Annotated in this window: 10 protein-coding genes and 3 pseudogenes; 5 read left to right on the top strand and 8 right to left on the bottom strand. The window is 40.8% G+C overall.

Annotated elements, in window-relative coordinates:
• Together C1G57_RS11680 and C1G57_RS08370 are read left to right on the top strand one after the other, a co-directional pair.
• A pseudogene (locus C1G57_RS11680) lies at window positions 1–208 on the top strand (transposase); the annotation flags it as partial.
• Between the two features lie 229 nt (window positions 209–437).
• Window positions 438–684: pseudogene (locus tag C1G57_RS08370) on the top strand (transposase); the annotation flags it as partial.
• A 124-nt stretch (window positions 685–808) separates the two neighbouring features.
• Here the strand turns inward: C1G57_RS08370 and hpf are convergent.
• The 3 genes from hpf to C1G57_RS08355 form a co-directional block, all read right to left on the bottom strand.
• Complete coding sequence (gene hpf, locus C1G57_RS08365; RefSeq protein ID WP_105114528.1) at window positions 809–1,351, bottom strand: ribosome hibernation-promoting factor, HPF/YfiA family; 543 nt, start codon at window positions 1,349–1,351, stop codon at window positions 809–811.
• 76 nt (window positions 1,352–1,427) lie between these two features.
• The gene (locus C1G57_RS08360) at window positions 1,428–2,093 is read right to left on the bottom strand and encodes a ComF family protein (RefSeq protein WP_105114527.1); all 666 of its coding nucleotides are present in this window, start codon (window positions 2,091–2,093) and stop codon (window positions 1,428–1,430) included.
• A complete protein-coding gene (locus C1G57_RS08355; protein WP_105114526.1) occupies window positions 2,086–3,378 on the bottom strand; it encodes a DEAD/DEAH box helicase in 1,293 nt (430 codons plus the stop codon). The genes C1G57_RS08360 and C1G57_RS08355 overlap by 8 nt, the downstream gene beginning before the upstream one ends.
• A 56-nt stretch (window positions 3,379–3,434) precedes the next feature.
• On the opposite strand from C1G57_RS08355, the gene C1G57_RS08350 reads away from it, so the two are divergent.
• Together C1G57_RS08350 and cysK are read left to right on the top strand one after the other, a co-directional pair.
• Window positions 3,435–4,067 carry a YigZ family protein gene (locus C1G57_RS08350; protein ID WP_161941136.1) on the top strand — a complete coding sequence of 211 codons (633 nt, stop codon included), beginning with the start codon at window positions 3,435–3,437 and terminating at the stop codon, window positions 4,065–4,067.
• Between the two features lie 88 nt (window positions 4,068–4,155).
• The gene (cysK, locus tag C1G57_RS08345) at window positions 4,156–5,082 is read left to right on the top strand and encodes a cysteine synthase A (protein ID WP_105114524.1); all 927 of its coding nucleotides are present in this window, start codon (window positions 4,156–4,158) and stop codon (window positions 5,080–5,082) included.
• Between the two features lie 20 nt (window positions 5,083–5,102).
• Here the strand turns inward: cysK and C1G57_RS08340 are convergent, their stop codons facing one another.
• The 5 genes from C1G57_RS08340 to liaF all read right to left on the bottom strand — a co-directional run bounded on the left by C1G57_RS08340 (window position 5,103) and on the right by liaF (window position 9,395).
• Window positions 5,103–5,474, bottom strand: a complete 372-nt coding sequence (locus C1G57_RS08340; RefSeq protein ID WP_105114523.1) for a S1 RNA-binding domain-containing protein — start codon at window positions 5,472–5,474, stop codon at window positions 5,103–5,105.
• A gap of 1 nt (window position 5,475) precedes the next feature.
• Window positions 5,476–6,876, bottom strand: a complete 1,401-nt coding sequence (locus C1G57_RS08335; RefSeq protein WP_105114522.1) for a bifunctional Cof-type HAD-IIB family hydrolase/peptidylprolyl isomerase — start codon at window positions 6,874–6,876, stop codon at window positions 5,476–5,478.
• A gap of 197 nt (window positions 6,877–7,073) precedes the next feature.
• On the bottom strand, window positions 7,074–7,715 hold the full coding sequence (locus C1G57_RS08330) for a response regulator transcription factor (RefSeq protein WP_105114521.1): 642 nt from the start codon (window positions 7,713–7,715) through the stop codon (window positions 7,074–7,076).
• The gene (locus tag C1G57_RS08325) at window positions 7,687–8,703 is read right to left on the bottom strand and encodes a sensor histidine kinase (protein WP_105114520.1); all 1,017 of its coding nucleotides are present in this window, start codon (window positions 8,701–8,703) and stop codon (window positions 7,687–7,689) included. The genes C1G57_RS08330 and C1G57_RS08325 overlap by 29 nt, the downstream gene beginning before the upstream one ends.
• The gene (gene liaF, locus C1G57_RS08320) at window positions 8,700–9,395 is read right to left on the bottom strand and encodes a cell wall-active antibiotics response protein LiaF (RefSeq protein WP_105114519.1); all 696 of its coding nucleotides are present in this window, start codon (window positions 9,393–9,395) and stop codon (window positions 8,700–8,702) included. Before liaF ends, C1G57_RS08325 begins: the two co-directional genes overlap by 4 nt.
• A 91-nt stretch (window positions 9,396–9,486) precedes the next feature.
• Here liaF and C1G57_RS08315 point away from each other — a divergent pair.
• Window positions 9,487–10,603, top strand: a pseudogene (locus C1G57_RS08315) (IS3 family transposase).
• The last annotated feature ends 311 nt before the right edge of the window (window positions 10,604–10,914 follow it).

Below are 10,914 nucleotides of genomic sequence, written 5' to 3'. Positions count from 1 at the left end.
ATGAAGAACTTAGTCAAAGAGGAATTGACAAGTAAAGAGGGAGCCCGCATTTATGCCAAACGCAAGGTGGATGTCGAACCTGTATTTGGTAGGATGAAGGGTGTTTTTGGCGTACGCAGAGTCCATGTCAGAGGTCAAAAAGTGGTTGAAACCGAGATAGGCTTCCTCCTAATGAGCATGAATCTAACGAAATTGGCTAAGAAATTAGTCCAAGAGAGTAGAAAAAGAAAGAAAAACACAGACAGTTCGGCTGGATTTCATCAAAATCAGCTCAATCTGTCTGTGTATTTTATTTACTGGCTAGTTTTTGCCCAGCCTCTTCAGATTGAAGAAAAAGTCCATTTTGGACAATTTTCTTCAATCTTTTTTCTTTATGTTGAAAATAAAAAACTCTCAGAAATACCGAAATATCAACGTTCCTAAGAGTTTAATGACTTCATTTCTTCAGTCTCATCGAACAGGAAATAGCCTCTGCTAATCCTATTTCCTAGACGGTATTTAAGACATTTCTAAAGGATAAAGACAAGGTTTTGAATGCTCTAGAATTGCCTTATTCCAACGCCAAATTGGAGGCTACCAACAATCTCATCAAAGTCATTAAAAGAAATGCCCTCGGTTTCAGGAAGATGAAAACTTAAAAAATGCATTTTGATTGCCTTGAACAGTGAAAAGGGCTGGGGATAGCCCTTTTCAGCTTATCTCCTGAAAATAGGAAAGAGATAAAGAAAGAGAGAACGGATTTCGTCCTCTCTAGGTGTTAGCTTTTCATCTACCCACTACAGCTGCACCATGTAGCTGTTCAGTATGCTTATTGGCGAACTTCTAAAAGTCCCAGATCTCCGTCCTCACGTTTATATAGGACATTGGTTGTTCCGTCGTTGGCATCAGTATAGATAAAGAAGTCATGTCCTAGCAATTCTAATTGAAGGATGGCTTCTTCCATATCCATTGGTTTCAAATCAACTTGTTTGGTACGAACAACTTTTACCTCTTCTTCAACTTGCTCTACAAGTTCATCGGTAAAGACTTGGCCTGTTGCAACTTTTTGACGGTGTTTTCTTTCAATCTTGGTTTTGTTGCGACGAATTTGACGTTCAATCTTATCTACTACAAGGTCGATAGAGCCATACATTTCTTGTGAAATATCTTCTGCACGTAAAGTCATTGTTCCTACTGGAATCGTCACTTCCACTTTGGCACGTTTATCACGGTAAACTTTTAGATTGACCTTCGCATTCAACTCTTGGCCCTCATTGAAGTATTTCTCAATCTTTGCTACTTTCTCTTCTACATAAGTACGAAGTGCTTCTGTAACTTCAAGGTTCTCTCCACGAATACTGAATTTAATCATATTAGTACCTCTTTCTTGGCTTTCGCCTTTCTTCACTATTATTATATCACATTATAAGAATATTGCAACCGTTTTCTTACCTTGCAAGTGAAAATGTTTTGATTTCTTTCTGTCCGGTTTTCATGAAAAGACTTTTTGCAAGCTGGATTGTAGCCCCTGTTGTGTAAATATCATCAATTAATAAAATTTTTTCTGGTAGATTTTTTTCATCTAGTAGGTAAAATGTTTGTTCTGTTTCTAACCTCTCTTCTCGACTTTTCGAAGATTGTTTTTGACTGTCTCGTTTGCCCAGCAACTCTTGATAAGGAATCTTGGCAGCTTCTAGTAAACCAATCACCTGATTAAAGCCTCGTTCTTCCAATCGTTCTTGACTGAGGGGAATAGGTACGATGGTATAGTCGGAAAAATCTTCTAGTGCTTTTTTGAGTTCTGATGCAAAAATTTTTCTGAGAACATAGTCGCCTTGAAATTTGTATCGACTAAAGTAAGCTGCCATGGCTTCATTGTACTGAAAAATGGCCGTGTGGGATACTGATTTCCCTTGGCTTAGCCAGTAATGACAATCCTTGCAGCTTCCTTCTTCCCCGCTTTTAAAACAATGTAGACAGTGTTGCTCTGCTATTTTTTCAAAAGTAACAAGACAAGCATGACAAACTCCTGACTGGGGCTTACCAAAGAAAATAAGTTCAGAAAAGGTTTGTCTGGTTTTCAAGTTTTGATCACATAGTAAGCAATTAGACATAGCCGGCCTCCTTATTCATATGTTTGATTTCAGCTATAGCCTTTTCAATAGAACGAGTAGACCCCTCGTGGAAAAACTGGAGTAGGCCAGTCGGACGATCCATACTCCTGCCAACTCGACCTGCAATTTGCACAAGACTGGAAGAGGTGTAGAGGTAATGACTAGCTTGGACAACAATGACATCTACACCCGGGAAGGTTACCCCACGTTCTAGAATTGTGGTAGAAATTAGGATTGTAATGTCTTTATTGCGAAAACCTTCTACTATTTCTAGCCGATTTTCAGTTTGACTGGATACAAAACCAATGCTTTCATCTGGAAATGTTTTTTCCATTATCTTAGCAAAGTCTTGACCTTTGGAGATTTCTGGCACAAAAATGAGCAAAGGAAAGCCCGATTTTCTCTGTTCTTGGATCGCCTTCGTAAGTTTGGGGACCAGTTTGTTTTGCTTTAGGTTGGCATCAAACTTGGAAAACCAAACCTTTTGTGGTACAACAAGTGGATTTCCATGAAATCGTCTCGGTAGGCTAAGCCGTTTTAATTTGCCGGTTTTAACTTTTTTATCCAATTCATCTGTTGATGTTGCTGTCAAAAATACTTGAACACCATCTTCCTTGACTGCATTATCAGCCGCTCGATACAGCATGGGGTTGTCTGCGTAGGGGAAGGCATCTACTTCATCAATCAAAACCAAATCAAAGGCCTGATAAAATTTTAACAACTGATGTGTTGTTGCAACAACTAACGGAGTTCGGAAGTAGGATTCGGACTCTCCGTGAAGAAGACTAATGGGGACTGAAAAGTCATTTTGTAGTCGCTTATAAAGTTCAATACAAACATCAATTCGTGGACTGGCCAGACAGACTGCCCCACCTTTATCAATCACAGAGGCAACGGTGTGGTAAATCATTTCTGTTTTACCAGCACCCGTTACGGCATGAACCAAGGTCGCTTGTCTTTTTTCAAGATTTGCTAGCAAGCCGTCAGAAATCCCTTGTTGCCAATCGGTTAATGTGCCCTTCCATCTCAAACAAGAATTTACAGGAAATTCTTTTTGTGGAAAATGGTAGAGTGTTTCATCTGACCGTACTCTACCTAAAAGCAAGCAGGCTCGACAGTAATATGCTTCATTTGGCAACTTGTTTTCTTCTTCAAACACTGTTCCACATCGAAAGCAGGCATTCTTTTCAACAACACTGGGTATTGAAACTGCTTTTTCTCTTTCTTCTGCCGTCAACTGATACTTGGTGAAAAGTCTTCCATAGTAATCTTCTAATTCTTTCATCACTTATTTATTCGGAATTTCTTGTCAGTTTTGAAAAAAATTAGTACAATTTGGTTATGAAAGAATTTAAGACAATTAAAGAAGACGGTATTGTTGAGGAAGAGATAAAGAAATCCCGCTTTATCTGTTTTATGAAACGAGTGACTAGTGAGGAAGAAGCTCGCGACTTTATCAACAAAATCAAGAAAGAACATTACAAGGCCACCCATAACTGCTCTGCTTTTGTCCTTGGAGAAAATATGGAAATCAAGCGTTCTTCAGATGATGGAGAGCCGTCTGGTACTGCTGGTGTGCCAATGCTGACGGTTTTAGAAAATCACGAACTGACCAATGTCGCAACGGTGGTTACCCGCTATTTTGGTGGCATCAAACTGGGTGCTGGTGGTTTAATCCGTGCTTACGCTGGAGCCGTTGCTAATGCAGTCAAGGAAATCGGTGTTGTGGAAGTCAAGGAACAAGAGGGAATCTCCATCACCATGTCCTACGCCCAGTACCAAGAGTTTGCTAATTGGCGAGCGGAGCAAGGACTGGAAGAATTCGATACCCAGTTCATGACTGAAGTTTCAACCATGGTTTTTGTAGATAAGGAATGCTTAGAACAAACCTTGGCAAGCCTGACAGAATTTTACCACGGAAAAGTTCAGGCGGAGAAGACTGACAGCCGAATTGTAGAGGTTCCTGTCTATTAAAAAAGACTATCGTTATGATAGTTTTTTTATATTATACTTTTTTGAAGTTCTACTATATACTGGTAGTAACATTATTTGGAGGTGCCTTATGGCTATTTATCAAAATATTACGCAACTAGTTGGAAAAACTCCGATTATCAAACTGAACCATATTGTTCCTGAAGGAGCCGCTGAGGTCTATGTCAAATTGGAAGCTTTCAACCCAGGTTCTTCTGTCAAAGACCGTATCGCCTTGGCTATGATTGAAGATGCCGAAAAGGCTGGTACCATTAAACCTGGTGATACCATTGTCGAGCCAACCAGTGGAAATACTGGTATCGGCCTTGCTTGGGTCGGTGCAGCAAAAGGCTATAAAGTGATTATCGTTATGCCTGAAACCATGAGCATTGAGCGTCGTAAAATCATCCAAGCCTATGGAGCTGAGCTTGTCTTAACCCCTGGTAGCGAGGGAATGAAGGGTGCTATTGCCAAGGCAAAAGAGATTGCGGAAGAAAAAAATGGCTGGGTACCATTCCAGTTTGCTAATCCATCCAATCCAAAAGTTCATGAAGATACAACAGGACAGGAAATTTTGGAAGACTTTGGGGCAACCGGTCTGGATGCCTTTGTATCTGGTGTTGGTACTGGTGGAACTGTTTCTGGTGTTTCGCATGTATTAAAAGCTGCCAACCCAAACATCACCATCTATGCCGTAGAAGCTGATGAATCGGCAGTCCTATCTGGTGAAGCACCTGGTCCACATAAAATCCAAGGCATTTCAGCAGGTTTTATTCCTGATACGCTGGATACAGCAGCCTATGATGGCATTATTCGTGTTAAATCAGACGATGCCTTGGCTACAGGTCGAGCAATTGGTGGACAGGAAGGATTCTTGGTCGGTATTTCTTCAGGAGCAGCGATCCACGCGGCTATTGAAGTTGCGAAAGAATTGGGAGCTGGTAAAAAAGTATTGGCTATCTTGGCAGATAACGGTGAGCGGTACTTGTCTACTGCCCTCTATGAATTTGATAATTAAAAGAAGGTTGGGATTTTTCCCTAAACCTTCTTTTCTTTTTGTTCTTTGAGGTAGGCTTTCGATTCTTTTATCCACTTCGGAAGACTTTTTGCCAATGGTGTAAAGCCAATTTTATTTCGTTCATTGGTGAAACGGTGGTGACGAGGAATTTTTTGGTGTTCTTCTTCCAGTGTTCGGATAGATAGGCTGGCCTTTTCAGTATATTCATCAAAGTCAACAACCTGCACCAAGACTTCCTGACCAATCTTAACGTGGTCATAGATGTTATCAACAAATCCCGTCTTGATTTCAGAAATATGAATCAAACCAGTTGTCCCATTTTCTAAATCCACAAAAGCTCCGTAGGGTTGGATACCCGACACCGTCCCCTTGATCTTATCGCCAATCCTCATCTTAATCCTCAATTTCAATGGTTTCGATGACTACATCTTCAAGCGGACGGTCTGCTGAATCTGTGTCAACTCCAGCAATGGCATCAAGAACAGCAAATGAGGCTTCATCCACCAAATGACCAAAGACAGTATGACGTTGGTCTAGGTGCGGTGTGCCCCCATTTTCAACATAAGTTGCTGCAATTTCTTTTGGCCAACCACCGCGTTCTAATTCCTTGGCATTGTAAGGGAAGTTTTCATTTTGAACGATGAAAAATTGACTTCCATTTGTATTTGGTCCAGCATTGGCCATAGACAAGGCACCACGAAGGTTAAAGGCTTCCATTGAAAACTCATCTTCAAATGAAGCACCATAAATGGACTCACCACCCATGCCTGTACCAGTTGGGTCCCCACCTTGAATCATGAAATCTTTGATAATACGGTGGAAAATAATACCATCATAATATCCATCTTTAGAGAGGGCAACAAAGTTTGCAACTGTCTTTGGAGCAATTTCTGGGAATAATTTTACAGTTAGCTCACCATGATTAGTCTTGATATGAGCAATCGGTCCTTCAACATTTTCCAAATCTAATTGTGGGAAGTATTTTTCTTTTTCTACCATACCTAATTTCTCCAAGGCATCAAAGATGCCATCTTCTTCAACTGTTTTTGTAATATAATCTGCACGCTTTTGCAATTCTGGATGAGAATGCCCCATAGCAATGCTAATGCCTGCATAATCGAACAACTCAATGTCATTCAGTCCATCTCCAAAGACCAGAACATTTTCAGGTTTCAAGCCAAGTTTTTCAACCACTTTAGCTACACCAGCAGCCTTGGAAGAGTCTTTCAAGACAATATCCGATGAAATAGCATCCCAACGAACGGTGCGTAAATCAGCTTGCAGTTCTTCTGGCAATTCAACTTCCTGACCGTCCTTCTCAAAGGTCAGCATTTGGTAAATAGCATTGTCTTTGTAGAATTCTGGGTCAGTTTCCAAACCCTCGTAAATCAAGTCAATGACCTGACTAATCCGCTCGGTCCGAGCAGACAAGGTTCCTTTTTGGCTCCCCAGTAAACCATATTCGATTCCAACCTCCTTGGTCCAGGAAATGATTTTCTCCACCAGTTCCTGAGAAAGCGGTTGGTGATGAACAAGTTTTCCTTTGGCATCTTCAACATAAGAACCGTTTATCATGGCAAAGAAATCAGGCTGGAGGGCCTTGATTTCTGGTACCAAACCATAGGGTGTTCGACCAGACGCAATTCCAGTCAAAATCCCCTTTTCTTTCAATGATTGGAAGACCTGCTGAATGGAATCAGGAATATAGCCTGTGTTCTTGATACGCAAGGTATCATCAATATCAAAAAAAACAATCTTTATTTTTTTGGCTTTGTATTTTAATTTTGCATCCACTATTTAAGTATCCTTTCTGGACTTAGCATCAAGCTCAATCCACTTATCTGAGTTCGTGTCAACATCTCAGCGCAGTGTTGATTGGCAGATTTGTTCGTATTTCACACTCCAAATCCGACCTAATCAACTGTGCGGGGGTGGTAAGACGAACTCTTTTTAAATACTTTTGAGTTCTTTACCACTCCCCCATTATACCATTATTCTTCCTCTTGTGCTACCAGGCCATGTTGAAAGGCATAAACAACTGCCTGAGTTCTATCGCTAACCGCAAGTTTAGAAAGAATATTGGAAACGTGGGTTTTGACTGTTTTCAAGGAAATGAAGGACTCGTCCGCAATCCGTTGGTTATCATAACCCTTAGCTAATAGAGTAAGGATTTCACGTTCACGAGCTGTTAAATCATCATGCAAGTCAGGGTGGCGTTTATGATGCTCCACCTTTTTCTCCACTTCTGTTTCAATGGCAAATTCCCCACGCGCTACCTTGCGAATGGCTGTCAAAATTTCATCTGCACTAGAAGTCTTTAACATATAACCTTTTGCCCCAGCTTCTAAGACAGGATAAATTTTCTCATTGTCTAGGTAGGAGGTCAAAATGACAATCTGTGCTTGAGGCCATTCTTTGAGCAGAGCCAAGGTAGCTTCTACACCTGTCATCTTTGGCATGACCAAGTCCATGACTACCACATCTGGCTTTACCTCTAAGGCCTTGCTCAAGCCCTCTTCACCGTCACTAGCCTCGGCAACAACTTCCACATCTGGCTGCAAATTTAAGTAACTTTTTAAACCAAGACGGACCATTTCATGATCGTCAACCAACATCACTCGAATTGTATTCATCTTCTTTTCCTTTCAATAATGGGATACGGATATCAATGGCGACACCCTTATTCAGTGCCGAGCGAATCTGAATGGTCCCCGCCATATCTTCCACCCGTTCCCGAATATTTTGTAAACCATAGCTGAGCTCCCCATCCTGTTCCTGCTGGAAACCAACTCCGTCATCTGTCATTTTCAGCTGTAACTCTGTTTCTTTTTGAATGAGGTAAACATCCAAATGTTTGGCCTTGGCATGACGTAGGGTATTGCTGATAATTTCCTGGGCAATTCGAAAGAGGTGTTCCTCAATTAACTTGGGTAATTCTTCCACTTCATGCTGGAAATGGACGATGATATTACTCTTATCGCTGACTTCTCGCAAAATAAGTTCAAAACCCTCTACCAAGGTCTTGCTCTCTAGCTCACTCGGTCGGAGATGCAGTAGCAAGATTCGCAAATCCCTCTGGGCAGACTCAATCATATCCTTGACCAGAATCAACTGCTCCTGCAAGGTTTCCTGGGGTAGATTGGGCAAACTGGAGGATAGACCTGATAGAATCATACTGGTCGCAAACAATTCTTGGCTGACCGTATCATGCAAATCTCTAGCAATCCTCTTCCGTTCACCTTCAACAATTTCTTCTCTCTTGACCAAGTCCTGATTATCCACCAGTTGCACCTGGCGGGTCAAATTTCTCACCTTATCGGACAACTGAAGCAGGAGTTGATCATTCTCATTATCTGTTCGGATACTTTTGTTTTTCAAAATAGCCTGTAACTTTGCTCGCATAACCTGAGTGGAAGCCAGGCTCACCGTTTGGACCATGACCGCTAAAAAGAGGGTCAAAACGATAACCAGAAGAATGAGAGTGAATACAAGTTGTTCTGTAGAGGTCCATAGATTGACATCTAACAGCGAATGGTTGAGAAGGGGCAGGGTAGAGGAAATGACCACAAAGACAATCAGGCTGGCAAACCAAGCCAAGAGGAAATAGGTACGTTTTCTCATACGCGAACCACCTCCACATCTCCGAAAATATTATTGGTCACAACCTTTACGCGTTTATGGGATTCCTGATAGTCTGGACTATTGATAGCGATACTTTCATTCCGCAAATCCCATTGAGATTGACCTAGGAAATTAACTCTTCCATAGATACTCGTCGCCGACAAGGAAACTTCAACATCAATGGGAACAATAATTTTGGTACGTCCAAAAGTTTTACGAATGACCACAATATTATCCCGCCCTACCAAGACTGTCTTATCCAAATCAACCACATCATTACCAAACAAGCGGACAATATTGATATCTTCAAAACCAAAACGGTCTTGTGAATGGTCATGATTGCCAAACCACCTATTTTTTTCTTTTTGCACCTGCAAAGCATAGTCGCTAAATACAATCTGGGTGTACTGGTTGCGTTTCTCATAGCGCGAGAAAAAATTGATAAACATATAAACAACGAGTAGCATAACCCCTATGATGAAGTAAGGATTTAAAACAAATACCAGAAACAATAGTGACAGTGAGCTGACCAGTAACACACTATTTAAACGTCGTCCTAGAAAATACCAAGCAAGTAACAGCAAGGCTGAGAAGAGCAACAAGGTCCGACTGGCCTCATTGGCAACAACATCAAAAGCTGCCATGGTAAAGAGCATACTTTCTATCAGCAGAAAAAATTGAACTTTTCTCATAATAGCATCCTTTCCCTACTATTGTAACAAATTTTAGGCAAAAGAGGGAGCGGGATAGAACTCGGCAATTCGAAATAGTTATCAACAATTCATCATTACGGATAAGTTCAAACAACAAATCGTTGATTTTCACAATGCGAGAAGAAAGCACAGTGAACTGAACAAAGAATATGATTTGACTTCCTCGACTTGTAACAAATGAATCCGGCAGGAGAGAATAAATATTTCCTTCAAGTCTGTTGATAATTTTACAGCTGTGCAAGTGAACTGATTGAACTCAGAAAACGAAATAAAGAACTTGAAATGCATTTAGTTATCCTAAAACAAGCGGCTGTGAGTATGGCACGAAAAGGCAAATAATCACTGCTAACAAGGATAAACATAGTATTTCAGCTATGTGTTGTTGGTTGAGCATTCCTCGCTCTAGCTATTACTACGAAGTTGTAGAACTAATATCTGAAGCGGAGCTTGAAGAAATAGTGAAGCACATTTTTCTTGACAGTAAGTCCAGATATGACGCTAGAAAAATCAATAAATATCTGGAAACACAAGATAGCAATTTGTCTCGTCGTCGGATTCGTCGCATCATGAAGAGGCTGAATTTAGTATCGGTTTAGCAGAAAGTAGCTTTTAAATCGCATTCTAAAGGAAGAATGAAGTCCCCACCCCAAACCCTCTGGCTAGATAATTCAACTAAGAAAAGCCACTTGAAGCGATTGTAACTGACTTGACCTGCATTCTTGTTGGCAATCGCTGAGCTTATGTTTGCATAATCATTGACATCTTTAACCGTGATATTATTGGATTGCACAAGATTGCAGAGCTTGTCAAAAAAGCCATTCAAAGCATTCCTAACGCTCTGACTAAAGTCAAGATATTTCATCATTCTGACCATAGTAAGGAGTTTGATAATCAGCTGATAGATGACCTGTTAGAGGTTTTTAGCATCACCCGTTCACTTAGTCAAGCTGTTTTTCCTATGACAATGCCGTAGCTGAGAGCACTTATCATTCCTTCAAACTTGAGAAAAATCTTCCATTCACTAAAAGAATTAACTCTTAAAATCAAGGTGTAAATCCTATGGTGGAATCACCACCGCAAACATGGTCTTTCCACACTATCAAACGCCAATGACTGTGTCCAATTATTTCTTCCCACTGTATAGCGAAAATCATGTCGGAGACAGAAGGCAAGAATTTGTTGTTTAATTTTCTTCAGAGCCACTTTGTGGTCTGTTCTCATACGGATATATCCTTTGACTTGTTCATCCTCAGCAGTAGGAATATGAACAGGCCGATAGCTACGAAAGGCCAGAGCTTTTGCGAGCTGAGCCGCATCTTTCTTATCTGTCTTGACATGCTTAGCTCCTTTCTTCATTACCGTTGTAGGTGCCATCACGATACAGAGAATCCCGTGAACTTGTAGCTAGTGATATAGGGTAAATCCAAGACATCCAGCTTCATAGCCACATAATACTTCTGCATCTTGACCATACAAGCGACGAAGCTCATTCACATAG

The organism is Streptococcus suis (assembly GCF_002960425.1).
GTDB classification, from domain to species: domain Bacteria; phylum Bacillota; class Bacilli; order Lactobacillales; family Streptococcaceae; genus Streptococcus; species Streptococcus suis_S.
The sequence above is the reverse complement of the archived record's forward strand: the minus strand, read 5'-3'. Positions and strand labels throughout refer to the sequence as shown.